A 24,947-nucleotide genomic window follows, 5' to 3' on the forward strand; every position below is an offset into this window, starting at 1 on the left:
TTTTCGCTTCAAATCGTCTCATTTCCCATTCCTTTTAGCGCACTTTTGCGTGGTTCCCCGTGACGAGTCGGGCTGCTTGGTTCAAACTATGCCTTTCTGCTTGGAGATCTACGGCGATGCAAGGCCACCCGGACGTTATCGATTACCTCAATACATTGCTCACTGGCGAGCTGGCTGCCCGTGACCAGTATTTCATCCACTCGCGGATGTATGAGGACTGGGGCTTCGCCAAGCTCTTCGAACGCATCAATCACGAGATGGAAGAAGAAGCAGGGCATGCCGATGCGCTGATGCGCCGCATTCTGATGCTCGAGGGGACTCCACGCATGCGCCCGGACGATCTCGAAGTCGGCACTGACGTGCCAAGCATGATCGCTGCAGATCTGAGACTGGAGTACAAGGTGCGTGCAGCGCTGTGCAAGGGTATCGAGCTGTGCGAGCTGCACAAGGATTACGTGACCCGCGACATTCTGCGCGTGCAGTTGGCCGATACCGAAGAAGACCACACCTACTGGCTTGAGAAGCAGCAAGGATTGATCAAGTCGATCGGCCTGGAAAACTACCTCCAGTCCCAGTTCTAACGTAGCAGCGGCGTAAGCCGCGTCACGGGCTCCGAGGTGCCTCTGATGCACTGAGTTGAAGCCAGACGCGGATTACCTGCGGTGATGTAGCAGCGGCGTGAGCCGCGTCATGGGCTTCGGGGTGTGTCTGATGTCATGGGTTGGGGGCTGACGCGGCTTACGCCGCTGCTACAGGTGTTTTAGGGTTTGTCGCGTTCTAGTAGGGGTTTGAGGTAGTGGCCGGTGTACGACTGCTTCATCTCGGCGACCTGTTCCGGGGTGCCCACGGCGATGATCTGGCCGCCTTTGGAACCACCTTCAGGCCCCAGGTCCACCAGCCAGTCAGCGGTCTTGATGACGTCCAGGTTGTGCTCGATCACCACCACGGTATTGCCGTGATCACGTAGACGATGCAACACGTCCAGCAGTTGCTGGATATCGGCGAAGTGCAGCCCGGTCGTGGGCTCGTCGAGGATGTACAGCGTCTTGCCGGTATCGCGCTTGGACAATTCCCGGGACAGCTTCACGCGCTGCGCTTCGCCCCCGGACAGGGTGGTCGCCGACTGCCCCAGCTTGATGTAGGAAAGGCCCACATCCATGAGCGTCTGAAGCTTGCGTGCCAGGGCCGGCACCGCATCGAAGAATTCACGAGCTTCTTCGATGGTCATCTCCAACGTCTCGTGAATGTTCTTGCCCTTGTATTTGATCTCAAGGGTTTCGCGGTTGTAACGCTTGCTCTTGCACACGTCGCACGGCACATAGATGTCCGGCAGGAAGTGCATCTCCACCTTGATCAGTCCGTCACCCTGGCACGCCTCGCAACGCCCACCCTTGACGTTGAAGGAGAAGCGGCCTGGCCCGTAGCCTCGGGAGCGGGATTCGGGCACGCCGGCGAACAGTTCGCGGATCGGCGTGAACAATCCGGTGTAGGTCGCCGGGTTGGAGCGGGGGGTACGGCCGATAGGGCTCTGGTCGATGTCGACCACCTTGTCCAGATGCTGCAGGCCGTTGATGCTGTCGTGGGCCGAGGCTTCCAGCGTGGTGGCACCGTTGAGCGCGGTGGCACTCAGGGGGAACAGGGTGTTGTTGATCAGCGTGGACTTGCCGGAGCCTGAAACGCCCGTCACGCAGGTCAGCAGCCCGATCGGAATCTCCAGGTCGACGTTGCGCAGGTTGTTGCCGCGCGCGCCCTTGAGGGTCAGCGAGAGCTTCTTGTTGCGTGGCGTACGCTTGGCCGGCACGGCGATCTTGACGCGCCCGGACAGGTACTTGCCGGTCAGCGAGTCGGGGTGGTCCATGACCTCCTGCGCCGTACCCTGGGCGACGATATGGCCACCATGCACCCCGGCACCCGGACCGATGTCGACGACGTAGTCAGCCAGACGGATGGCGTCCTCGTCATGTTCCACCACGATCACCGTGTTGCCGATATCCCGCAAATGTTTGAGGGTGCCGAGCAAACGGTCGTTGTCACGCTGGTGAAGGCCGATGGAGGGCTCGTCGAGGATGTACATGACGCCTACCAGGCCGGCACCGATCTGGCTTGCCAGGCGTATGCGCTGCGCTTCACCCCCGGACAGGGTGTCGGCGCTGCGATCCAGCGTCAGGTAATCGAGGCCGACGTTGACCAGAAATTGCAGGCGCTCGCGGATCTCCTTGAGGATCTTGTCGGCGATTTCGCCTTTGCGTCCGGTCAGGCTCAGCCCGCCGAAGTAATCGGTAGCATCGCCGATCGGCAGGCCGGTCACCGCCGGCAGGGTCTTCTCACCCACCCAGACGTGCCTTGCTTCGCGGCGCAGACGCGTGCCGCGGCAGTCCGGGCAGGGCTGGGTGCTGAGAAACTTGGCCAGTTCTTCGCGGACGGTAGTCGATTCGGTTTCGCGGTAGCGGCGCTCCAGATTCGGCACGATCCCTTCGAATGGATGGGAGCGCTTGACGATATCGCCACGGTCGTTCAGGTAACGGAAGTCCACATTGTGGCTGCCGCTGCCGGACAGAATGACTTTCTGCTGATCACCGGGCAGATCGTTGAAAGGCACCTCCAGGCTGAAACCGTAATGGCTCGCCAGCGAGCCGAGCATCTGGAAGTAATACACGTTGCGTCGATCCCAGCCGCGGATCGCGCCCTCGGCGAGGGTCAACTCGCCATTGACCAGACGCTTGATGTCGAAGAATTGCTTGACCCCCAGGCCGTCGCAGGTCGGGCAGGCGCCCGCCGGGTTGTTGAAGGAGAACAGCTTGGGTTCCAGCTCGCTGATGGCGTGGCCGCAGATCGGGCAGGCGAAGCGTGCGGAAAAGATCATCTCTTCGAACGGTTCATCGTCCATCGACGCCACCAACGCGATCCCGTCGGCCAGCTTCAACGCTGTTTCAAACGACTCGGCCAGCCGCTGCTGCAAGTCAGCACGGACCTTGAAGCGGTCGACTACCACTTCGATGGTGTGCTTCTTCTGCTTGTCGAGCTTGGGCAGTTCGTCCATCTCGTGCAGCTTGCCGTTGATGCGTGCACGCACGAAACCCTGGGCGCGCAGCTCTTCGAAAATCGCCAGGTGCTCGCCCTTGCGCTCGCGGATGACCGGGGCCAGCAACATCAGGCGCGCGCCTTCAGGTTGGGCCAACACCAGATCGACCATCTGGCTGACGGTCTGCGCTTCCAGCGGAATATCGTGATCGGGGCAACGCGGAGTGCCTACGCGGGCATACAACAGGCGCAGGTAGTCGTAGATCTCGGTAATCGTGCCCACGGTGGAGCGTGGGTTGTGCGACGTGGACTTCTGTTCGATGGAGATGGCCGGCGACAGGCCTTCGATGGTGTCGACGTCGGGCTTTTCCATCATCGACAGAAACTGCCGCGCATAGGCTGACAGCGATTCGACGTAGCGGCGTTGGCCTTCAGCATAGAGCGTGTCGAAAGCCAGGGAGGATTTGCCCGAACCCGAAAGCCCGGTGATGACGATCAGCTTGTCACGGGGCAGGGTCAGGTCGATGTTTTTCAAATTGTGGGTTCGAGCCCCACGTACCAGAATCTTGTCCAAGGCGGCCTCGCGCGGCGGGCGTAAACAGGTGAGTATACGGGGCTTGTCAATAGCACTGCACGGTCAGTACGCGCAAAGATGAAGATGGCGCGTCATAGCGTCGCCATCTGTGCCGTTACTGGGTGGGACTGGTAGAATCGCCGCCGGTTCACACGAGGTTTATCCATGCACGATCCCCACAGCGAACGCATGAGCAGCGGTGAAACCCGCGCAGCCAGCGGGTTGGCCCTGGTGTTCGCATTCCGCATGCTGGGCATGTTCATGGTCTTGCCGGTACTGGCGACCTATGGCATGGACCTGGCGGGCGCTACCCCGGCCTTGATCGGGCTGGCGATTGGCGCTTATGGCCTGACCCAGGCCTTTCTGCAGATTCCCTTCGGTGTCGTCTCCGACCGGATCGGCCGTCGGCCAGTGATCTACGGTGGGCTGGTGATCTTCGCCCTGGGCAGCGTCCTGGCGGCTCAGGCCGACTCGATCTGGGGCGTCATCGCCGGACGCGTGCTGCAAGGCGCCGGTGCCATCTCGGCGGCGGTGATGGCCTTGCTCTCGGACCTGACCCGGGAGCAGAACCGCACCAAGGCGATGGCCATGATCGGCATGAGCATAGGTGTTTCGTTCGCCGTGGCCATGGTGGTCGGCCCGCTGCTGACCAGTGCCTTTGGCCTGCATGGCCTGTTTCTGGCCACAGGCGCACTGGCGCTGGTGGGCATCCTGCTGGTGGCCTTCGTGGTGCCCAAGGCCTCGGGGCATACCCTGCACCGTGAGTCTGGCGTGGCCCGCAGCGAGATGATGGCGACCCTGAAACATCCGGACTTGCTGCGCCTGGACCTGGGCATCTTCGTGCTGCACTCGATTCTGATGGCCAGTTTCGTGGCCTTGCCCCTGGCCCTGGTGGACCGCGCCGGACTGCCCAAGGAAGAGCATTGGTGGGTTTACCTCACCGCGCTGGTGATTTCTTTTTTCGCGATGATTCCGTTCATTATCTACGGCGAAAAAAAGCGCAAGATGAAACGTGTCTTGCTGGGCGCGGTTGCGACGCTGATGTTGGTAGAGCTGTTTTTCTGGGAATTCGGCAACGGCCTCAAGGCACTGGTAGTGGGTACGGTGATCTTTTTCACGGCCTTCAACCTGCTCGAGGCCTCGCTGCCTTCGCTGATCAGCAAGGTGTCGCCAGCGGGCGGCAAGGGCACGGCCATGGGGGTGTATTCCACCAGCCAGTTCCTCGGTTCGGCGATGGGTGGCATCCTCGGCGGCTGGATGTTTCAGCACGGCGGATTGGGCTTGGTGTTCATCGGATGCGCGGCTCTCTGCGCCCTGTGGCTGGCCTTTGCTGTTACTATGCGCGAACCACCCTACGTGACCAGTTTGCGCCTGCCGCTTTCGCCTCAGGCGATGGGCGAGGCGGGATTGGCCGAGCGGCTCAAGGCCGTGCCCGGTGTGACAGATGCGGTGGTGGTGGCAGAAGAAGCCGCCATCTATATCAAATTGGACAAAGAAATTTTGGATCGCACCGCCCTCGAGCGCCTGGTCAACCCAGCGCCGACCGCGTGCGACGCCTAGGAGAACGATATGGCCCGTGGGGTTAACAAAGTCATTTTGGTCGGCACCTGTGGTCAGGATCCGGAAGTTCGTTACCTGCCTAACGGCAATGCCGTGACCAACCTCAGCCTGGCTACCAGTGAGCAGTGGACCGACAAGCAGAGCGGCCAGAAGGTCGAGCGCACCGAATGGCACCGTGTGTCGATGTTCGGCAAGGTCGCGGAAATTGCTGGCGAGTACCTGCGCAAGGGTTCGCAGGTGTACATCGAGGGCAAGTTGCAGACTCGCGAGTGGGAGAAGGACGGCATCAAGCGCTATACCACCGAAATCGTCGTGGACATGCAGGGCACCATGCAGCTGTTGGGCGGCCGTCCACAGAACAACGACCAGCAAGGTGGTGGCGGCAACAACTACCAGCAATCGGCTCCAGCGCCACGTCAGCAGGCCCCGCGCCCGCAGCAGTCGGCTCCACAGCAGCGCTCGGCGCCGCCGCAGCAGCAGCCTGCTCAGCAGCCGGCTCCGGATTTCGACAGCTTTGATGATGATATTCCGTTCTAAGGCGAAAGCTTTGGTGCAATAAAAAAAGCCCGGCTGATGCCGGGTTTTTTTTGGGAAGTTGCCTGGGTGAGACTGCAGCGCAGGCCATCACCGTTCGTGCTGGTAAACAGACCAGCGGATCGGCGTCAAAGGGTGGGTTTTGGGTTATTTGGCGCCAGTTTTCGTGGGCTTTTTCGCGGGCCGGAAATATAAATGCATGCGTCGGTGTTTAGGTTGCGTGGCCTGTAGCGCTTATCTAAGATTTCGCCGGTATGGCCCGAACCTGCCGAACAGGATGACGCTATGGCTCAAGGTGAACGGTATCACGCGCTCGACAGCCTTCGCGGCGTGTGCGCCCTGGCGGTCGTGCTTTACCACCTGCATGTGGTAGGCAGTATCACCGAGCTGCCGTTCTTCCAGAGCGCGGACCTGTTCGTCGATTTCTTCTTCGTGCTCAGCGGCTTCGTCATCACCCACGCCTACGGCAACCGGCGCGATCTGGACTTCAAGAAATTTTTCATCCTGCGCACCTTTCGCCTGGCCCCATTGCACGTGGTGCTGCTGGCGGCGTTCATCCTGTTCGAATTCGTCAAGTGGGCGGCCTGGCAGAAGGGCTTTGCTTTCAACAAGGAGCCGTTCAGCGGCATGTACGCGCCGTCGCAGATCCTGCCGAACCTGCTGCTGGTGCAGGGCTGGACGACGCTGACCGAAAACCTCTCGTTCAACTACCCCTCCTGGAGCATCAGCATCGAGTACTACATGTACCTGATCTTCGCGGCGTTGTTGATGTTTTCCTCGGTGCAGCGAAAGGTCCTGTGGGCCGGGATTGCGCTCTTCGGTTTTGTGATGCTGGAGCAACCGTCGGGGCTGTTGTCCAGCTATGCCTACAAAGGGTTGTCCTGCTTTTTCGCAGGCGCGCTCTGTCACACGGTGTTCCAGGCGGCGAGCGCCAGGGGCCGGCCTGGCTTTGCGCTGGCCTCGGTGCTTGAACTGTGCGCGTTCGGGTTGGTGGTGCTGGTGCTGAGCCTGCCGCTGCCTGGCAAAAGCCTGGTCGCCAGCCTGCTCTTCTGTGCGGTGGTCACACTTTTCGCATTCGATGCCGGCGTGGTCTCCAAGGTCCTCAAAGGGGGCGTGTTCGCCCTGCTGGGCCGGCTGTCCTATTCCATCTACATGACCCACGTGATCATATTGAGCAGCCTGACCCTAGGCGCCATGATCGTGCAGAAGCACAGCGGTCAGGCGTTGGCGCCGCTGTTTGGCGGGGTGCGTTATTTCGATTCGGGAAGCGTACCGATCAATAATCTGATCGTGGCGCTGGTGTTACTGATAGTGGTGGCGGTATCGGCGCTGACCTACCGGCTGATCGAGATGAACGGGCAGCGGCTTGGCCGTTTCCTGCTCACTGCACGAGCGCCGAAGACACCGGCGTTGACCTGAGCTGTGCCCTGAATGACCCTGATGCAGGGTTGCCAAAACCCCCTTCACCCCCGGTTGCGGTGAAACTCCCGCCCCCGCTGCGCAGTGACCATTGCGGTTAGCGCGTGACGTCAGCACCAGAAATAAGCAAAATGGCTGTTCGATTCGAGTGCGAGCCCGAGCCCGCCTGCTGGCGATTGGGCATCGCACCTGTTTGCTCATCTGACTGGACCTGCTGACTCTATGCGAATGCGCCTTATGCTGTTGGGCGGTGGGAATGCCCTAGGGCAAGCGCTGATACGCCTCGGAGCGGAAGAGGACATCGGCTTCCTGGCTCCTCGCCCGCCGCAAGATGGCTGGGATGCGGCGAGCCTGACCGAGTTGCTCGACGATACCCGCCCTGACGCGCTGATCAACCTGGCTTACTACTTTGACTGGTTTCAGGCCGAAACGGTGAGCGAGGCTCGACTGACTCAACAAGAGCGCTCGGTCGAGCGTCTTGCCGAGTTGTGCCAGCATCATCAGATCGTCCTGCTGCAACCTTCGAGCTACCGGGTATTCGACGGCTCCCGGGCCACGGCCTACAGCGAAAAAGACGAACCGGTACCGCTGGGGCTGCGTGGCCAGGCGCTGTGGCGCATCGAACAGAGCGTGCGCGCGGCCTGCCCGCAGCATGTGCTGCTGCGCTTCGGCTGGTTGCTCGACGACAGCCCGGACGGCGTGCTGGGACGTTTCCTCACCCGTGCCGAGCGCCCGGGAGAACTGACCCTGGCCGACGACCGCCGCGGCAACCCGACGCCCGTGGACGACGCCGCGCGAGTGATCATCTCGGTCCTCAAGCAGCTCGATTGCGAAGCGCCACTGTGGGGCACCTATCACTACGCGGGCAACGAGGCCACCACGGCCCTGGCGCTTGGCCAGGCGATCCTCACCGAAGCGGCGAGCCTGCATCCGCTGGCGATCGGAGCGCCCACCGCCCAGGCCCATGCGGCGCGCCCGGATGCCTGGGAAGAGCCGCAGCATGCGGTGCTGGCCTGCAAGAAAATCCTTCATACCTTCGGCATCAAGCCGCGCGCCTGGCGCTCGGGGCTGCCGAGCCTTCTGGACCGATATTATCGTCATGGCTAATGCACCTATCCTGATCACCGGTGGCGCCGGTTTCATTGGCTCTCATCTGGTGGACACCCTGCTGGCCAAAGGGTATGCCGTACGCGTGCTGGATGACCTGTCGACCGGCAAACGCAGCAACCTGCCCTTGGACAACCCCAGGCTGGAACTGATGGTGGGCGACGTGGCCGACGCCAAGCTGGTCGCCGATGCCGCCCGAGGTTGTCAGGCGGCAGTGCACCTGGCTGCCGTGGCTTCGGTGCAGGCCTCTGTGGACGACCCGGTAAAGACCCATCAGAGCAACTTCATCGGCACGCTCAATCTGTGCGAAGCCTTGCGCCTGGCCGGCGTGAAGCGGGTGCTGTTCGCCTCCAGCGCCGCAGTGTATGGCAACAATGGCGAAGGCCAGGCCATCACCGAGGACACGCCCAAGGCGCCGCTGACGCCCTATGCCTCGGACAAGCTGGCCAGTGAGCATTACCTGGACTTCTATCGCCGCGAGCATGGCCTGGAGCCGGTCGTCTTTCGCTTCTTCAATATCTATGGGCCGCGCCAGGCCCCGTCATCGCCGTATTCCGGGGTCATCAGCATCTTCAGCGAGCGCGCCCAACAGGGTTTGCCGATCAGCGTGTTCGGCGATGGCGAGCAGACCCGGGATTTCTTCTACGTGGGTGATCTGGCAGGGCTGCTGGTGCAGGCATTGGAGCAGCCACAGGTGCAAGAGGGGGCGGTGAACGTCGGTCTGAACCAGGCGACTTCGCTGAAGCAGATGTTGGCGGCCCTGGATGTGGTGGTCGGGGGATTGCCGGCAGTGAGCTTCGGCCCGGGACGAAACGGGGATATCCGCCACTCGAAGGCGGATAACACCCGGTTGTTGGAGCGGTTCGAGCTTGGCGCGGTGACGCCGTTGGAAGAGGGGTTGCGGCGGTTGCTGGGGCGGTAGGGCCGCGGTATCGATGGGAACGGCAGCTGGGGGGGACGCGGCTTACGCCGCTGCTACGGGAATTTGTAGCCGACGCCGACCATGTAGACCCAGGGGTCGACTTTCAGGTCGACCTTGGTGCGGCCCGTGCCCAGGGCGGTCGGGCCATCCACCGTGGCCTTGGTGTCGATGTCCACGTACCACACCGACGCGTTCACCAGCATGTTCTTGGTGAGCATGTAGTCGAATCCCAGTTGCCCGGCGAGCCCTACCGAATCCTGGATCTTCAGATGGCTGAAACCTTGCTGCTTGCGCGCGCCACTCAAGTCTTCGTCGTAGAACAGGGTGTAGTTGATGCCGACGCCGGCGTAGGGCTGGAACCTGGATTCAGCGGCCATGGGGTAGTACTGCAGGGACAGGGTAGGGGGTAGCTGCTTGACGTCCGCCAGCTTGCCGTCCAACCCGTCGATACCCGTGGCAGCACTGACACCGCGCACGCCCACGGTGTGCTGGAACGGCGTCGCCGCCAGCAGTTCGATGCCCACGTGATCGGTCAGCATGTAGGCGAAGGCCAGGCCGAGCTGGGTGTCGCTGTCCAGGGTCGCCTTGGTACCGGCCACTTTGGCGCCGTCGAGCTTCAGCTTGCCGCTGTCCTCGTTGGGGGCGGTGGTGGCCGCCCCGGCGCGGATGATGAAATCACCCGTCTGATGCGCCTGGGCGAGGGGAGTTGCCAGCGCCAGCGTGATCAACGAGGCGCTCAGCAAAGACTTGTTCATGGGGGCTCCATAGGACGATTCGAAAGATTCGCCCCATGGTAGAGACTGTCAGCGAGGGATCTTTTGATCTGGCTCAATGAAAGCGCGATGACTCAGTCCGGCAGTTCGTAGGCGTAGATCTTTCCGGCTGCCATCTGATAACCGGCCGCCGCCAGTTCACTGGTGCTGGCCTTGACCTGCATCGGACCTTCGATCCAGTACGGCTGATACAGCTCCTCGACCTTGACCCCGACCTTGCTGGTGACATGCACGATCTGGTTGGACGGCGGCGGCGGAACATGAATGCAGGCGCCGTAGTAGGGCACCAGCAGGAAATCCGTGGTGCGCCCGTCTTCATTGACTTCCAGCGGCACGATATAGCCAGGAATGCGCAATTGCTGGCCATCCAGTGCCTGGACCACTGGAGCGTCCGGCGCTTGCTGATGGGCAGCCGGTGCGGATTCGCCCAAGGCCTGGCCCATTTGCGAGAGGTCGTGCATGGGAGTCATCACCGGCTCGATCCTCGGGGCGTCCGGGGGGATCAACGCTTCCCAGGTGACTTCCTTGAGTTCGGCCGCCGACAGCGACAGGCTGGTCAACAGCAGCAGTGCCAACAGCGCACGTGCCATGGTGTGGTTCCTCATAAATGGATCGACAGGCCATCGGCCAACGATTGCCGGTAGGCGCGCCAGGCTGGCACAGCGCCCATCAATACCGCGGCGGCCACTATGATACCCAGCAGCGACCACTCGTAGGCGCTGGGCAGGCTCAGCGGCAAGTAAAGCCCATAGTTCGACTGCACGTAACCTTGGGCGGTCGCGATACCCACGTAGAGCAGGGCCGTGCCGGCGACCACCCCGGACACCGCCAGGGCAAACGCCTCCAGGATCAGCAGACCGGCGATGTGCCAGGGGCGGGCGCCCACCGAACGCAGGATGGCCATTTCCCGACGCCGCTCATTGAGGCTGGTGAGAATGGCGGTGAGCATGCCGATGAGGCCGGTCAACACCACGAACAGGGAGATCACGAACAGGGCTTTTTCCGCCGTGCCCATCAGGCTCCACAGTTCCTGCAGCGCCACCCCGGGCAGGATCGCCAGCAGCGGTTCGCCGCGAAATTCATTGATGTCGCGCTGCAGGGCGAAGGTGGCGATCTTGCTGTTCAGACCGACCATGAACGCAGTGATGGCGCTGGGCGTGAGGTCCATGTTGCGTGCCTGGTCGGCACTGACCCGGCCTGCGCCGCGAGCCGGCACGCCATTCTTCCAGTCGATGTGGATGGCTTCCATTCCGCCCAGGCTGATGTGCAGGGTGCGGTCGACCGGCGTGCCGGTGCGCTTGAGCACCCCGACCACGGTGAAGGGTTTGTCGTCGTGTTTGACCAGGCTGATGGCGGCAACGCCGTGGGCGAGCACCAGCTTGTCGCCCAGCTTGTAATGCAGGGCATCGGCCACTTCGGCACCGAGTACCACTTCGAACGGGTCGTTGGCAAAGGCGCGTCCCTGCGCCAGTTGCAGGTTCTGATGGCGGCCGTATTGATAGTGCTCGAAATAGCTCTCGTTGGTGCCCATCACGCGATAGCCGCGGTGCGAGTCGCCCAGGGAAATCGGGATCGCCCATTTCACCTGAGGGTTGCTGGCGTAATGCTCGAAGCTGTCCCAGCGGATGTTGTTGGTGGCGTTGCCGATGCGGAACACCGAATACAGCAGCAGGTTCACCGACCCCGAGCGGGCGCCGACGATCAGGTCGGTGCCGCTGATGGTGCTGGCGAAGCTGGCACGGGCTTCGGTGCGCACGCGCTCCACGGCCAGCAGCAGGCAGACCGACAGGGCGATGGCAAAGGCGGTGAGAAAGGCGGTGAAGCGACGGTTGGCCAGGCTGGCCAGGGCAAGACGCAGCAGATACATCAAGACACCTCGGGGGAGGCAGGGCGGGCGGCGCGGTTGAGTTCGGCCAGGGACAGGTAGCGGTCGAACAGCGGCGCCAGGCTCTGGTCGTGGCTGACGAACAGCAGGCTGGAGCCGGCCTCGCGGCATTCGCTGAACAGCAGGCGGATGAACGCTGCCCGCGCGTCGGCGTCCAGTGCCGAGGTGGGCTCGTCGGCGATCACCAACTCCGGCTGACCGATCAGGGCGCGGGCTGCGGCGACCCGCTGCTGCTGACCGATCGACAAGGTGTCGGCGCGGCGCAGCAACAAGCCAGGGTCCTCAAGGCCCAGATGGGCGAGCAGTTCGCTAGCGGCTTTTTCGGTGCTGCCATGGCGCTGGCTGGCGCGCTCGGCACGCCGCTTGGAAAAGCGGCAGGGCAGTTCGACATTCTCTCGCACGGACAGAAAGGGCAGCAGGTTGAACTGCTGGAAGATGTAGCCGGTGTGCTCGACGCGCAAGCGGTCCCGGGCCGCGAAGCTCAGGCTGCCCAGGTCCTGACCCAGCAATCGGACACTCCCGCGCTGTGCTTTGTGCACGCCGCCGAGCAGGCCCAGCAGGGTGGTTTTACCGCTGCCGCTGGGGCCTTTGAGAAACAGGGTCTCCCCACGCTCCAGGCGGAAGCTGGGGATATCGAGCAACAGCGGTTGGCCGGGCCAGGCAAAGCCCAGGTCGGCCAGTTCGATCAACGCGTCGGTCATGGTTCAGAATTTCAGGGTGCTGTTGGCGGGCGTCAGGTCTACGCCCTGTTGGCCGGATGGGCTGATCAGTTGTACCTGAATTTTCTGCGTGGCGGGGAAGCTGCCGAACAACTGCGCCAGATCCAGGTGCTGCAGGGAAGCCGGTGTGGTGCAGGTGAATTGATAGTGGGCGTGGATTTCACTGTGTTCGTGGTGGTGTTCGTCGCCGTCTTCATCATGGTCGTGCTTGTGTGCGTGAGCGGGCTTGTCACCGAACAGCGGGCTTTCCAGTTCCTGATCGGTCACCTTGCAACCTGCCGCAGCGGGCAGCTTGAACAGGGTCAGGGGCTGCTCCAGGACCTGACGGGCACTGGCGACCTTGGCTTTGTCGGCGTCGCTGGTGGCCGCATGTTCGAAGCCCACCAGGTTCATGGCTGGGCTTTGCAGTTCCAGCTCCAGGGTCTGGCCGTCCAGCGCTGCATTGAGACGGGCGACACCATGCTCGTGGGCACCCAGGCTGCCGTGCTCGTGCTCATGGCCCTCTTCATGGGCCTGGGCGTAGGTGAGGGGTAGCAGGGCAAAGGGCAGGGCGAGGAGCAGAGGGCGCATGGCTGAAGTCTCGGTGGGTGATGTGTTTCGCAATGTTATAACAAATTTTTGTGTGGGGGATATGGCGGGATGAAAGATTCATGTTGGCGCAGTGGGGGGCCTTCTCGGCGGTACGCCGCGTCTGCCGGGAAAGTGGCGGGCAGCCCGCCATTGATTGAACGGGCAGGCGCTGCTACAACGATCCTTCGCCATGAAAGGAACACCTGATGATTCGAATTCGAGGCACTGTCGGCCAGTGGCCGGTGGACCTGACGATAGAGATGGATGCCGAAGACTGGGCACACCTGGCCACGCAGGTGGCAGTGGTACCGGACGCCACCGCGTCGCCGGCCGCCAAGCCCAAGGCCGCGGACGATGCGCTGTGGCAGGCGACGTTGAGCCTGGTGCAGCAGGCCGGGCGCATCGAGGGGCCCGCGTTGCTGGGGCAGGTCGAAGGCCTGGCGGGCAGCACGGCAGCGGGCAAGCGCCTGTTGGTGCGCCTGCGCCATTGCGCTCAGGTGAAGGTCGAGAGTGGTGCGGATGCACCGGTGTATTGCTGGATGGGACAGGCTGGCTGAGCCTGCCCCTGCACGGGTCAGTACAGCGCGGCGAACAGCTTGCGGCGGTAGGTCGTGACCAGCGGGTGATCGTTGCCAAGCAGTTCGAACACCTGCAGCAAAGTCTTGTGCGGCAAGCCTTCGCTGTAACTGCGGTTGCGGGTGAACAGCTTCAGCAGGCCGTCCAGCGCCGGCTCGTATTGCTGGCGGGACAACTGCTGGATGCACAGCTGGAAGGCAGCTTCGTCATCCCCTGCATCCTTGGCCAGACGCGCCTTGAGATCGGCGACATCCGGCAGGTTGGCGGCCTGGCGCAGGAAGGTCAACTGAGCCTTGGCGCCGGCCAGGGCTGCCTTGTGCTCGTCACTCTTGACCGCGTCCAGAACCTGTTGGGCCTCGGTCAACTCGCCCCGTTCGGCCAGGCAGCGGGCGAACAGGATCAATGCCTTGGCATTGGAGTTGTCCTCGTTGAGGATCATCTGCAAGGTTTTTTCCGCGTCGGCGAACCGGCTTTCACTGAACAACGCTTCGGCCAGTTCCAGGGGATCGGCGGCGGCCGGCGGCGGCATCTGCACATGCGGCTCGAGCAGGGCGCGGATCGCTGATTCGGGCTGTGCGCCGGCGAAGCCGTCGACTGGCTGACCGTCCTTGAACAGCACCACTGTCGGCAGGCTGCGGATGCCGAAACGGCCGACGATGTCGGGCTCGGCGTCGCAGTCGACCTTGGCCAGCACCAGTTCGCCCTGGTAACCCTCGGCGATCTGCTGCAGCAAAGGCATGAGTACCTTGCACGGCGCGCACCATTCTGCCCAGAAGTCCACGAGTACCGGCTTGATGTAGGAGTTCTGGATGACCGCCTGGTCGAAATCAGCGGTGGTGACGTCGAAGATGTACGGAGTTTCTTGACTCATGGTGAATCTCGGAAAGCGGGGTGTGTGGGGACTATAAGGGATTGGACGGGGTGGGGCTATCCGGCACGGGGTTGCGTTGTGGCCACCAGCGGCCGCTGGCGCGGCCTATCGCGGGCAGAGCCCGCTCCCACAGGGGTCGGGGTACAGGCACGTTGCAACCAATGTGGGAGCGGGCTCTGCCCGCGATAGGCCGCGAGCGGCCGCTGGTGGCCTTTACGCGACCTCCATCAAGGGGCCTTGATCATTTCCAGATTCCCCAGGGCTTGGCTGGTTGCCTGAACGATCTGCACCGCCGGCAGGTGCAGTATCAACTGTCCCGACTGGCTGGCCCGCGCACGCAACTCGACCCGCGCCCCGGCAGGGAAGGCTTCGGCGGCGAAGCGCAACTGGAACGGCAGCGCCTGGTTGGTGCCCTTCTGCTTGGCGCTGGCCAGCAGCTTCTGCGGGCGACCGCGGTCATCGATCACCAGCAACGCCATCTCCACTTCGGCACCGGCGGGCACGCCCAGCAGGCTGCCGCTCAGTTCGCGCTGGTAGGCGGGCAGCGGGCCGAGCTCCGCCGGCGCCTTGATGGTCGGGGCGGCTGTGGGAGCAGGCTGAACCGGGGGTGTCGGCTTGGGCGCATCGCTGCTGCAGGCGGCGAGCAGGCTGACCAGGGCAAGCAAAACGAGTGACTTGTACGGCATGGCAGAACCCAACGAAAGTAAGACCGTCTGTATACCGCAAAGCCTTTGACTTGTCTTGCCAGTGGGATGCGCTACCATGGCCCTCCCATTTTTTGTTGCCTGCCACCATGCACTGTCCCTTCTGCGGTGCCAACGACACCAAGGTCATCGATTCGCGATTGGTCGCCGAGGGCGAGCAAGTCCGTCGCCGTCGCGAATGCCTGGCCTGTGGTGAGCGTTTCACCACCTTCGAAACCGCCGAACTGGTCTTGCCGCGCCTGATCAAGCAAGACGGCAGCCGCCAGCCTTTCGACGAAGAAAAACTGCGCGCCGGCATGCAGCGTGCGCTGGAGAAGCGCCCGGTGAGCGTCGAGCGCCTCGAAGCCGCACTGGCTCACATCAAACACAAGCTGCGTGCCACCGGCGAACGCGAAGTCAAATCGCTGGTGGTGGGTGAGCTGGTGATGAGCGAGTTGCAAAAGCTCGATGAAGTGGCCTACATCCGCTTCGCTTCCGTTTACCGACGGTTCCAGGACCTGGACGAATTCCGCGAGGAAATCGACCGTCTGGCGCGCGAGCCGGCCAAGGAGTGAGCATCATGTCCGATCAAGCCACTCGTGATGCCCACTACATGGCCCGGGCCGTGGAGTTGGCCGGCAAGGGGGTGTATTCGGCCCATCCCAATCCCCGCGTCGGCTGCGTCATCGTGCGTGATGAGCAGATCGTCGGTGAGGGCTGGCATGTTCAGGCCGGAGGCCCCCACGCCGAAGTGCATGCGCTGCGCCAGGCGGGCGAGCGGGCGCGAGGTGCTACCGCCTACGTCACCCTGGAACCGTGCAGCCACCATGGACGCACCCCGCCTTGCGCCGATGCGCTGGTGCAGGCCGGTGTAGCGCGGGTGGTGGCGGCCATGCAGGACCCGAACCCGCAGGTCGCCGGTCAGGGGCTGCTCAAGCTGATGCAGGCCGGAATCACCGTCAACAGCGGTGTGCTGGAGCAGCAGGCACGTGCCTTGAACCCCGGGTTTCTCAAGCGTATGGAAAAAGGCCTGCCTTTCGTGCGGCTGAAAATGGCGATGAGCCTGGACGGGCGCACGGCCATGGCCAGTGGGGAAAGCCAATGGATCACCGGCCCCCAGGCCCGCTCTGCCGTGCAGCGCCTGCGTGCGCGTTCCAGCGTGGTGCTGACGGGCGCCGACAGCGTGTTGACCGACGGCGCGCGCATGACCGTGCGGGCTGGCGAGCTGGGGCTGGATGCCGAGACCACGGAGCTGGCCTTGCGGCGTACGCCGTTGCGCGTGCTCATCGATGGTCGATTGCGGGTGCCACTGCAGGCGCCGTTCTTCCAGGCCGGTCCGGCCTTGGTGGTGACCTGCGCCGCCGCGCAGGCGCGCGAGCGCTACGAGCAGGCAGGTCATGAGCTGCTGGCCTTGCCGGGCACCGATGGCCACGTCGACCTGCACAAGCTGATGGCCGAGCTGGCCAGTCGCGGGGTCAACGAGATTCTGCTGGAGGCCGGTGCGCGCCTGGCCGGAGCATTTGCCCGTCAGGGGCTGGTGGATGAGTATCGGCTGTTCATCGCCGCAAAATTTCTCGGATCTTCCGCCCGGCCGTTGCTGGACTGGCCTCTGGCAACGATGAGCGAGGCGCCCGCGTTGAAGATCATCGACATGCAACCTGCCGGCGACGACTGGCAAGTCACCGCTGTTCCCCTGTAGGCCGCGCCTACCTGAGGAATGCGTGGTTGATCAGGAAGCGCGTATAATTCCCGGCTTGCGCAATGCGCCAGCCCAGTTCTCGAGGAGGACCCATGTTCACCGGCATTATCGAATCCATCGGCAACATCCGTTCGTTGACCCCCAAGGGCGGCGATGTCCGCGTGCACGTCGAGACCGGCAAGCTCGATCTGGGCGACGTCAAGCTGGGCGACAGCATCGCCATCAATGGCGTGTGCCTGACCGCCGTGGAACTGCCGGGCAACGGCTTCGTGGCCGATGTCAGCCGTGAGACCCTGGATTGCACCGCCTTCCACCAGCTCAAGAGCGGCAGCCGGGTCAACCTGGAGAAGGCCCTGACGCCGACCACCCGTCTGGGCGGCCATCTGGTCAGTGGTCACGTCGACGGTGTCGGCGAGGTGGTGTCGCGTCAGGAAAGCGCCCGTGCCGTGGAGTTTCGCATCCGCGCCCCCAGGGAGCTGGCCAAGTACATCGCCCATAAAGGTTCGATCACCGTCGACGGCACCAGCCTGACCGTGAACGCGGTGGACGGTGCCGAGTTCGAGCTGACCATCATTCCCCACACCCTCAGCGAAACCATCATGGACGACTACCGTCCGGGGCGACTGGTGAACCTGGAGGTGGACCTGCTGGCCCGTTACCTGGAGCGCCTGTTGCTCGGTGACAAGGCGGCCGAGCCTGCGCAGGGCGGTATCAGCGAGAGTTTTCTGGCGGCCAACGGCTACCTGAAGTCCTGAACACCTCGCGTCTGCGGGCGATAAATTTCTGAACCAAGGGGGTGCCGCGTGGCGCTCAACACGATCGAAGAGCTGGTGGAAGACATTCGCCAGGGCAAGATGGTCATCCTCATGGATGACGAAGACCGCGAGAACGAAGGCGACCTGATCATGGCCGCCGAATGCTGCAAGGCCGAGCACATCAACTTCATGGCGCGCCACGCCCGTGGCCTGATCTGCATGCCCATGACCCGCGAGCGCTGCGAGACCTTGAAACTGCCGCTGATGGCGCCGCGCAACGGCTCGGGCTTCGGCACCAAGTTCACTGTCTCCATCGAGGCCGCCACCGGCGTCACCACCGGCATCTCCGCCGCCGACCGCGCGCGCACCGTGCAGGCGGCGGCAGCGCGAGACGCCAAGGCCGACGACATCGTCAGCCCCGGCCACATTTTTCCATTGATGGCCCAGCCGGGCGGTACTCTGGCGCGGGCCGGGCACACCGAGGCGGCCTGTGACCTGGCGCGCATGGCCGGGTTCGAGCCCAGCGGGGTGATCTGCGAAGTGATGAATGACGACGGCACCATGTCCCGTCGTGCGGAGCTGGAAATCTTCGCAGCCGAACACCACATCAAGATCGGCACCATCGCCGATTTGATTCACTATCGGATGATCCACGAACGTACCGTTCAGCGGATTGCCGAGCAGCCATTGGACAGCGAACTGGGCCAGTTCAATCTGGTGACCTACCGTGATTCGGTGGAAGGCGATGTGCACATGGCCTTGACCCTGGGCACCATCGTCGGCGACCAGGCCACGCTGGTACGGGTGCACAACATGGACCCGCTGCGCGACCTGTTGATGGTCCGCCAGCCCGGCCGCTGGAGCCTGCGCGCCGCCATGAGCGCGGTGGCCGAGGCGGGCAGCGGCGTGGTGCTGCTGCTGGGTCACCAGCAGGATGGCGACGTGCTGCTGGCGCACATTCGCGAAACGGCGGAACACACGACGGTGAAAACCCCGACCACCTACAGCATCGTCGGTGCCGGTTCGCAGATCCTGCGAGACCTGGGTGTACGCAAAATGCGCCTGATGAGTTCGCCGATGAAGTTCAATGCGATATCCGGATTCGATCTGGAAGTTGTAGAATACGTGCCCTCCGAATAAAGATCGTATCCGGGGTCGCCCGCCAGGCCCGCCACGGCCAGGTTTTGCGCTGACCTCGACGATTGATGTTCGTGACCTATTATTCCAAGGGCCGCCTTCAGGCGGCCCGGCTCTTTAAGATGAGACTGACCGAATGACCCTGAAGACCATCGAAGGTACCTTCATCGCCCCCAAAGGTCGCTATGCCCTGGTGGTTGGCCGCTTCAACAGCTTCGTCGTCGAAAGCCTGGTGAGCGGTGCCATCGATGCCCTGGTTCGCCATGGCGTGAGCGAGAGCGACATCACCATCATCCGCGCCCCGGGCGCGTTCGAAATCCCGCTGGTTGCGCAGAAAGTCGCGCAGCAGAGCGAATACGCGGCCATCGTCGCCCTGGGCGCAGTCATTCGGGGCGGTACGCCGCACTTCGAATACGTGGCCGGGGAGTGCGTCAAGGGCTTGTCCCAGGTGTCCATGGAGTTCGGCGTACCGGTGGCTTTCGGCGTGCTGACCGTCGACTCCATCGAACAGGCCATCGAGCGTTCCGGCACCAAGGCTGGCAACAAAGGGGCCGAAGCGGCCCTGTCCGCCCTGGAAATGGTCAGCCTGCTGGCGCAGTTGGAGGCCAAGTGATTAGCGACGAGAGCGATCGTTTCAACCCGCGCGATCCCAAACCTGCGGATGCTGGCAAACCTTCCAAGAGTGCCAAGCGTCGTGACGCTCGCCAGTTGGCGACTCAGGCGCTGTACCAATGGCACATGGCCAAGCAGTCGTTGAACGAGATCGAAGCGCAGTTTCGCGTCGACAACGACTTCAGCGACGTCGACGGTGCCTATTTCCGCGAAATCCTGCACGGCGTGCCGGCCCATCGCGACGAAATCGACAAGGCCCTGGCGCCTTGCCTGGACATCACCATCGACGAGCTGGACCCGGTAGAGCTGGCCGTGCTGCGCCTGTCCACCTGGGAGCTGCTCAAGCGCGTCGACGTGCCGTACCGCGTGGTCATCAACGAAGGCATCGAGCTGGCGAAAGTGTTCGGTTCCACCGACGGCCACAAGTTCGTCAACGGTGTGCTCGACAAGCTGGCGCCGACCCTGCGTGGGCCTGAAGTGCAGGCGCACAAGCGCTGACCCCGGCGCTGCCGCCCATGGGTGAGTTCGAGCTGATCCGCCATTACTTCGCCGCGGCGCCCTGCGCCCAGGTGAGGGATGGTGTCCCCCTGGGCATCGGTGACGATTGCGCACTGCTGGCGCTGGCTCCGGGCGAGCACATGGCGATTTCCACCGATACCCTGGTGGCGGGCGTACATTTCCCTCAAGGTGCCGACCCGTTGTTGCTGGGGCAGCGTGCCCTGGCGGTGGCGGCCAGCGATCTGGCCGCCATGGGCGCCAGCCCCTTGGGCTTCACCTTGGCCTTGACCCTTCCCGACGTGCGCGCCGACTGGCTGCAGGCTTTCGCCGAAGGCCTGAATCTGATGGCCGAGCAGTGCGCGCTGCGCCTGATTGGCGGCGACACCACCCGTGGCCCCCTGAGCCTGACCCTCACCGTATTTGGCAGCGTGCCCGCAGCCCAAGCCCTGACCCGCAGCGGCGCCCGGCCGGGCGACCTGCTGTGCGTGGGCGGGATGCTGGGTGACGGTGCCGGAGCTCTGCCACTGGTGCTCGGCCAGCGCACCGCCGAGCCGGCGGTGGCCGCGCCGTTGCTGGCGCATTACTGGTCGCCACCGCCGCAGTTTGCCTTGGGCCAGGCGTTGCGTGGGCGAGCCAGTTCGGCCCTGGATATTTCCGACGGTCTGCTGGCCGACTGCGGGCATATTGCCAACGCCTCTAAAGTACTGCTGCGGGTGGAACGCGAGCGGCTGCCGCTGTCCAATGCGCTGCAATCGCTGCTGGGCCTGGAGGGCGCACGCGCGGCAGCGTTGAGTGGCGGCGACGATTACGTCCTGGCGTTCACCCTGCCGCCGGCTCACGAATCCACCCTGCGCAGCGAGGGTGTACCTTTCGTGGTAGTGGGAGAGGTGCTCGAGGGCCAGGGTGTCAGACTGGTCGACGGCGATGGCCAGGACATTACCCCGCTGATCCGGGGTTACCAACATTTTCCGGAGACACCGTGACAGACCATCCCAACCAGGTTCCAGCGGAATTCGTGCCCCCCTCGGTGTGGCGTAATCCATGGCATTTCCTGGCCTTCGGCTTCGGCTCGGGCACGTTGCCCAAAGCGCCCGGCACCTGGGGGTCGATGGTGGCGGTGCCGTTCATCCCGCTGTGGCAAATGCTCCCCGACTGGGGTTACTGGCTCATGCTGGGTGTCACGATGCTGTTCGGTATCTGGCTGTGCGGCAAGGTCGCCGACGATCTGCGGGTGCACGACCACGAAGGCATCGTCTGGGATGAAATGGTCGGCATGTGGATCACCCTGTGGCTGGTACCTGAAGGCTGGGCCTGGCTGTTGGTGGGATTCCTGGTGTTCCGTTTCTTCGATATCCTCAAGCCATGGCCGATCCGCTGGATCGATCGTCATGTGCATGGCGGTGTCGGTATCATGCTCGACGACGTGCTGGCAGGGGTATTCGCCTGGTTAGCGATGCAGGTGCTGGTATGGGGTTGGAGCGCATTCTGAACGGGCCTCAGGGAGCAAGGCATATGCGCAGATGGAGCTGGTTGCTGCTGGTGTGTGTGCTCGGGGGTATTTCGGTGCAGGCGGCAGAGTCGTCGTTGCCCACCCGGATCGACCTGGTCAGCGAGGAGTGGGAAGACTACACCCGCGCCGATGGCACGGGTCTGGCCTGGGACGTCATGCGCAAGGTATTCGAACCGGCCGGGGTCAAGGTTCGTACCCGCACCGAGCCGTACATTCGTTCGGTAGGGCTGGTGCAGCACGGCCAGGCCGACGCCTGGGTCGGCTCGTACCAGAACGAGGCCAACGCCTTGTACCCTCGTTGGCACTACGATACCGATCACATCTATGCCCTGAGCCTGGCCAGCAAGCCGACGGTGAATTTCGCCAGCCTTGGCACGTATCGACTGGCCTGGGTGCGTGGCTATGAATTCCAGAAGTACCTGCCGGACGCCCACACCTACAACGAGGTGCAGCGGCGTACCGGGATCCTGCCGATGCTGGAGCATGACCGCGCCGACTACTACATCGATGCACTGACCGAGATCGACGTGATCCTGCGTCAGGCCACCGATGCCAGCCAGTTCAAGCGCGTGCATGTTGCCGAGCTGCCGCTGTATCTGGGCTTCAACGACAGTCCACGCGGTCGCGCGCTGATGGCGGTGTACGACAAGCGCATGGACGAGTTGGTGGGGTCCGGTCAGCTGCGTGAGATCTACAAGCATTGGGGCCAGCCTTACCCCTTCGATACCGGCAGTCCGGCGCCTTGATCGAAGAGTTCGATCTTGACGCTCGATAATTCAGCCTAAGCACCGCCTGGAAGCTGCTGTTACAATGCAGGCCTTGCCAAGTTCATAGAGATCAGGAGCACCCGGTGCCCGTCGTTTTCGTCGCCGCTTCTCAGCTGCCCACTCCTTTTGCGCTGTTCACCATGCATGGTTTCCTCGATGAGGCTACCGGTCGCGAGCACGTTGTGCTCAGCCTCGGTGATGTCGCCGATGGTCAGCCCGTGCTGGGCCGTCTGCATTCAGAATGCCTGACCGGCGATGCGCTGTTCAGCCAACGTTGCGATTGCGGTTCGCAACTGGAAGCCGCCTTGCAGGCCATTGCCAAGGAAGGGCGGGGCGTGCTGCTCTACCTGCGTCAGGAGGGCCGTGGTATCGGCCTGCTGAACAAGATCCGCGCCTACGAGCTGCAGGATGGCGGCGCAGATACCGTGGAAGCCAACGAGCGTCTGGGCTTTGCTGCCGACCAGCGTGACTACGGCATGTGCCAGCCGATGCTCGAGCATTTGGGCGTCAAGTCGCTGCGCCTGATGACCAACAACCCGCGCAAGGTCAAGGCCATGACCGGCATGGGCATCAATGTCGCCGAGCGGGTGCCGCTGCACACGGGGCACAACCCCCATAACAAGTATTACCTGGCCACGAAGGCCGGCAAGCTTGGGCATATGATGGGCAGTGAACACCAGGGTGAAGCCGGGCAGGCTTGAGAGGATTGATGGGGGCGCGGTAGGGTCTGGGATGTGCGGAGGAGGGGCCCCTGAGGCGAGGGGACCGGTCACCGCCGATTCCCCCCGCCTGCTGCATCAGCCCTGAAGCAAGCGCAGCCGCAGGCCAATCGCCGCTTCGATCCCCGCCGCATCCAGCCCGCACTCGGCCAGCATCTGCGCGGGTTTGGCGTGCTCCACATAGACGTCCGGCAAGCCCAGGTGCAGCACCGGCTTGAGGATGTTCTCGGCGGCCAGGAACTCGCTTACCGCCGCTCCGGCACCGCCCATGATCGCGTTCTCCTCGACGGTAACCAGCAAGTCGTGACTGGCGGCCATGTCGCGGACCAACTGTTCGTCCAGCGGCTTGACGAAGCGCATGTCCACCACCGTCGCATCTATGCCGTCGGCGACCTTCAAGGCCTCGGCCAACTGCACGCCAAATACCAGGATGGCCACTTTGCTGCCTGAGCGGCGCACCACGCCCTTGCCGATTTCAAGTGTTTCCAGGCCTGGGGTGATGACTGCATCAGGCCCAGTGCCCCGCGGATAGCGCACCGCGGCAGGCCCTGGGAAATGGTGGCCGGTGCTGAGCATCAGGCGCAGTTCGTTCTCGTCGCTGGGGGTCATCACCAGCATGCCGGGGATGCAGCGCAGGTACGACAAATCGAAGCTGCCAGCATGGGTCGGCCCGTCCTCGCCCACCAGACCGGCACGGTCGATGGCGAACAGGACATCCAGATTCTGCACGGCCACATCGTGAATGAGCTGGTCGTAGCCGCGCTGCAGGAACGTCGAGTAGATGGCCACCACCGGCTTGGCGCCTTCACAGGCCATGCCGGCTGCCAGTGTCACCGCGTGTTGCTCGGCGATGGCGACGTCGAAATAACGGTCGGGGAAACGCTCGGCGAAGGCGACCAGGTCCGAGCCTTCCTTCATTGCCGGGGTGATGCCCACCAGTCGTGGATCGGCTTGGGCCATGTCGCACAGCCACTGGCCGAACACGCCGGAGTACTTGGGCCCGGAGGCTTTTTTCGGCGCGGTGGCCGGTGCATCGAGGGGATCGAGCTTGGTGATGGCGTGATAGCCGATCGGGTCGACTTCCGCCGGCGCGAACCCTTTGCCCTTCTTGGTGACCACGTGCAGGAACTGCGGACCCTTGAGGTCGCGCATGTTGCGCAGGGTGGCGACCAGGGTGGGCAAATCGTGGCCATCGATAGGGCCGATGTAGTTCCAGCCCAGCTCCTCGAAAAGCGTGCCGGGCACCAGCATGCCCTTGGCATACTCTTCGGTGCGCCGGGCAATTTCCCAGGCGCCCGGCAGACGCGACAGCACTTTCTTGCTGCCTTCACGCATGCTGGTGTAGGTGCGACTGGAAAGAATCTTGGCCAGATAGTTGGACAGGCCACCGACATTGCGCGAGATCGACATGTCGTTGTCGTTGAGGATCACCAGCATGTCGGCATTGACTTCCGGCGCATGGTTCAACGCCTCGAATGCCATGCCTGCGGTCAGGGCGCCGTCACCGATCACGGCAATGGCCTTGCGTCCGCTGTTCTGCAGGCGGGCGGCGACGGCCATGCCCAGGGCGGCGCTGATCGAGGTGCTGGAGTGCCCGACGCCGAAGGTGTCGTACTCGCTTTCCGCGCGGCGCGGGAAGGCGGCAACACCGTCCTTCTGGCGCAGACTGGCCATGCGCTGGCGCCGCCCGGTGAGGATCTTGTGGGGGTAGGCCTGATGGCCGACGTCCCACACCAGACGATCGTCGGGCGTGTCGAAGACGTAATGCAGGGCGATGGTCAGCTCGATAACGCCCAGGCCGGCACCGAAATGCCCGCCGGTCTGACCGACCGTGTAGAGCAACTCCTGGCGCAGTTCGTCGGCCAGGGTCTCAAGCTCGGCTTCGCCCAGGCGGCGCAGGCCGGCGGGAGTATCGGCACGGTCGAGCAAAGGCGTCGCCGGGCGTTCGCGGGGGATCTCTTGAAACGTCGTGGGCATCAGGCGAATCGTTTTGAGTTCTAAGAATGGGGCAGTTTACCTGATGCGACGCTGGCTGC

General features: G+C 63.3%; 26 protein-coding genes. 17 read left to right on the forward strand and 9 right to left on the reverse strand.

Annotated elements, in window-relative coordinates; translation table 11 throughout:
- Positions 1 to 116 precede the first annotated feature (116 nt).
- Positions 117 to 581, forward strand: coding sequence for a bacterioferritin (gene bfr / locus B3397_RS01610; RefSeq protein WP_296246633.1), 465 nt, complete (start codon positions 117 to 119; stop codon positions 579 to 581).
- Positions 582 to 760: 179 nt separating this feature from the next.
- Here bfr and uvrA read toward each other — a convergent pair whose 3' ends face one another.
- The gene (uvrA, locus tag B3397_RS01615; protein WP_296246635.1) at positions 761 to 3,595 is read right to left on the reverse strand and encodes an excinuclease ABC subunit UvrA; all 2,835 of its coding nucleotides are present in this window, start codon (positions 3,593 to 3,595) and stop codon (positions 761 to 763) included.
- A gap of 165 nt (positions 3,596 to 3,760) precedes the next feature.
- Here uvrA and B3397_RS01620 point away from each other — a divergent pair, with 165 nt between their 5' ends.
- The 5 genes from B3397_RS01620 (at position 3,761) to B3397_RS01640 (ending at position 9,137) form a co-directional block, all read left to right on the forward strand.
- On the forward strand, positions 3,761 to 5,155 hold the full coding sequence (locus B3397_RS01620) for an MFS transporter (RefSeq protein WP_296246637.1): 1,395 nt from the start codon (positions 3,761 to 3,763) through the stop codon (positions 5,153 to 5,155).
- Positions 5,156 to 5,164: 9 nt separating this feature from the next.
- On the forward strand, positions 5,165 to 5,692 hold the full coding sequence (locus B3397_RS01625) for a single-stranded DNA-binding protein (protein WP_296246638.1): 528 nt from the start codon (positions 5,165 to 5,167) through the stop codon (positions 5,690 to 5,692).
- Between the two features lie 282 nt (positions 5,693 to 5,974).
- Complete coding sequence (locus B3397_RS01630) at positions 5,975 to 7,108, forward strand: acyltransferase family protein (protein WP_296246639.1); 1,134 nt, start codon at positions 5,975 to 5,977, stop codon at positions 7,106 to 7,108.
- Between the two features lie 222 nt (positions 7,109 to 7,330).
- Positions 7,331 to 8,215 (forward strand): sugar nucleotide-binding protein, encoded by an 885-nt coding sequence (locus B3397_RS01635; RefSeq protein ID WP_296246640.1) that lies wholly within the window; start codon positions 7,331 to 7,333, stop codon positions 8,213 to 8,215.
- The gene (locus tag B3397_RS01640; protein ID WP_296246641.1) at positions 8,208 to 9,137 is read left to right on the forward strand and encodes an NAD-dependent epimerase/dehydratase family protein; all 930 of its coding nucleotides are present in this window, start codon (positions 8,208 to 8,210) and stop codon (positions 9,135 to 9,137) included. Before B3397_RS01635 ends, B3397_RS01640 begins: the two co-directional genes overlap by 8 nt.
- A gap of 53 nt (positions 9,138 to 9,190) precedes the next feature.
- On the opposite strand, the gene B3397_RS01645 is transcribed toward B3397_RS01640, so the two are convergent.
- The 5 genes from B3397_RS01645 to B3397_RS01665 all read right to left on the reverse strand — a co-directional run bounded on the left by B3397_RS01645 (position 9,191) and on the right by B3397_RS01665 (position 13,084).
- Positions 9,191 to 9,892 (reverse strand): OmpW/AlkL family protein, encoded by a 702-nt coding sequence (locus tag B3397_RS01645; RefSeq protein ID WP_296246644.1) that lies wholly within the window; start codon positions 9,890 to 9,892, stop codon positions 9,191 to 9,193.
- Positions 9,893 to 9,984: 92 nt separating this feature from the next.
- Positions 9,985 to 10,500, reverse strand: coding sequence for a DUF3299 domain-containing protein (locus B3397_RS01650; protein ID WP_296246646.1), 516 nt, complete (start codon positions 10,498 to 10,500; stop codon positions 9,985 to 9,987).
- Between the two features lie 11 nt (positions 10,501 to 10,511).
- Complete coding sequence (locus tag B3397_RS01655) at positions 10,512 to 11,777, reverse strand: ABC transporter permease (protein ID WP_296246647.1); 1,266 nt, start codon at positions 11,775 to 11,777, stop codon at positions 10,512 to 10,514.
- Complete coding sequence (locus B3397_RS01660) at positions 11,777 to 12,496, reverse strand: ABC transporter ATP-binding protein (protein ID WP_296246648.1); 720 nt, start codon at positions 12,494 to 12,496, stop codon at positions 11,777 to 11,779. The genes B3397_RS01655 and B3397_RS01660 overlap by 1 nt, the downstream gene beginning before the upstream one ends.
- 3 nt (positions 12,497 to 12,499) lie before the next feature.
- Complete coding sequence (locus B3397_RS01665) at positions 12,500 to 13,084, reverse strand: DUF2796 domain-containing protein (RefSeq protein ID WP_296246650.1); 585 nt, start codon at positions 13,082 to 13,084, stop codon at positions 12,500 to 12,502.
- 206 nt (positions 13,085 to 13,290) lie between these two features.
- Between B3397_RS01665 and B3397_RS01670 the strand changes: the two genes are divergently transcribed.
- Positions 13,291 to 13,641 (forward strand): hypothetical protein, encoded by a 351-nt coding sequence (locus B3397_RS01670; RefSeq protein WP_296246651.1) that lies wholly within the window; start codon positions 13,291 to 13,293, stop codon positions 13,639 to 13,641.
- Between the two features lie 17 nt (positions 13,642 to 13,658).
- Here B3397_RS01670 and trxA read toward each other — a convergent pair whose 3' ends face one another.
- Both trxA and B3397_RS01680 read right to left on the reverse strand, forming a co-directional pair.
- Positions 13,659 to 14,531 carry a thioredoxin gene (gene trxA / locus B3397_RS01675; protein ID WP_296246653.1) on the reverse strand — a complete coding sequence of 291 codons (873 nt, stop codon included), beginning with the start codon at positions 14,529 to 14,531 and terminating at the stop codon, positions 13,659 to 13,661.
- 227 nt (positions 14,532 to 14,758) lie between these two features.
- Positions 14,759 to 15,217: a YbaY family lipoprotein gene (locus tag B3397_RS01680; protein ID WP_296246655.1), complete on the reverse strand. Its 459-nt coding sequence runs from the start codon at positions 15,215 to 15,217 to the stop codon at positions 14,759 to 14,761.
- 107 nt (positions 15,218 to 15,324) lie between these two features.
- Here B3397_RS01680 and nrdR point away from each other — a divergent pair, with 107 nt between their 5' ends.
- From nrdR to ribA, 10 genes are all read left to right on the forward strand, one after another.
- A complete protein-coding gene (gene nrdR / locus B3397_RS01685; RefSeq protein WP_296246657.1) occupies positions 15,325 to 15,789 on the forward strand; it encodes a transcriptional regulator NrdR in 465 nt (154 codons plus the stop codon).
- 5 nt (positions 15,790 to 15,794) lie between these two features.
- Positions 15,795 to 16,913: a bifunctional diaminohydroxyphosphoribosylaminopyrimidine deaminase/5-amino-6-(5-phosphoribosylamino)uracil reductase RibD gene (gene ribD, locus B3397_RS01690; RefSeq protein WP_296246658.1), complete on the forward strand. Its 1,119-nt coding sequence runs from the start codon at positions 15,795 to 15,797 to the stop codon at positions 16,911 to 16,913.
- Between the two features lie 92 nt (positions 16,914 to 17,005).
- Positions 17,006 to 17,668 carry a riboflavin synthase gene (locus tag B3397_RS01695; RefSeq protein ID WP_296246660.1) on the forward strand — a complete coding sequence of 221 codons (663 nt, stop codon included), beginning with the start codon at positions 17,006 to 17,008 and terminating at the stop codon, positions 17,666 to 17,668.
- Between the two features lie 48 nt (positions 17,669 to 17,716).
- Positions 17,717 to 18,808, forward strand: a complete 1,092-nt coding sequence (gene ribBA, locus B3397_RS01700) for a bifunctional 3,4-dihydroxy-2-butanone-4-phosphate synthase/GTP cyclohydrolase II (protein ID WP_296246662.1) — start codon at positions 17,717 to 17,719, stop codon at positions 18,806 to 18,808.
- A 133-nt stretch (positions 18,809 to 18,941) separates the two neighbouring features.
- Positions 18,942 to 19,418 (forward strand): 6,7-dimethyl-8-ribityllumazine synthase, encoded by a 477-nt coding sequence (gene ribE, locus B3397_RS01705; RefSeq protein ID WP_296246664.1) that lies wholly within the window; start codon positions 18,942 to 18,944, stop codon positions 19,416 to 19,418.
- Positions 19,415 to 19,915, forward strand: coding sequence for a transcription antitermination factor NusB (gene nusB, locus B3397_RS01710; RefSeq protein ID WP_296246666.1), 501 nt, complete (start codon positions 19,415 to 19,417; stop codon positions 19,913 to 19,915). Before ribE ends, nusB begins: the two co-directional genes overlap by 4 nt.
- 17 nt (positions 19,916 to 19,932) lie before the next feature.
- Entirely contained in the window at positions 19,933 to 20,898 is a 966-nt protein-coding gene (gene thiL, locus B3397_RS01715; protein WP_296246668.1) for a thiamine-phosphate kinase, read from the forward strand.
- The gene (locus tag B3397_RS01720) at positions 20,895 to 21,404 is read left to right on the forward strand and encodes a phosphatidylglycerophosphatase A family protein (RefSeq protein WP_296246670.1); all 510 of its coding nucleotides are present in this window, start codon (positions 20,895 to 20,897) and stop codon (positions 21,402 to 21,404) included. Before thiL ends, B3397_RS01720 begins: the two co-directional genes overlap by 4 nt.
- 23 nt (positions 21,405 to 21,427) lie before the next feature.
- Complete coding sequence (locus B3397_RS01725) at positions 21,428 to 22,171, forward strand: substrate-binding periplasmic protein (RefSeq protein ID WP_296246672.1); 744 nt, start codon at positions 21,428 to 21,430, stop codon at positions 22,169 to 22,171.
- 104 nt (positions 22,172 to 22,275) lie between these two features.
- Entirely contained in the window at positions 22,276 to 22,893 is a 618-nt protein-coding gene (ribA, locus tag B3397_RS01730; protein ID WP_296246674.1) for a GTP cyclohydrolase II, read from the forward strand.
- A 96-nt stretch (positions 22,894 to 22,989) separates the two neighbouring features.
- Here the strand turns inward: ribA and dxs are convergent, their stop codons facing one another.
- Complete coding sequence (gene dxs / locus B3397_RS01735) at positions 22,990 to 24,888, reverse strand: 1-deoxy-D-xylulose-5-phosphate synthase (protein WP_296246676.1); 1,899 nt, start codon at positions 24,886 to 24,888, stop codon at positions 22,990 to 22,992.
- Positions 24,889 to 24,947 lie beyond the last annotated feature (59 nt).

Origin of the sequence: Pseudomonas sp. UBA4194 (assembly GCF_002379585.1) — a bacterium.
Taxonomy (GTDB): Bacteria; Pseudomonadota; Gammaproteobacteria; order Pseudomonadales; family Pseudomonadaceae; genus Aquipseudomonas.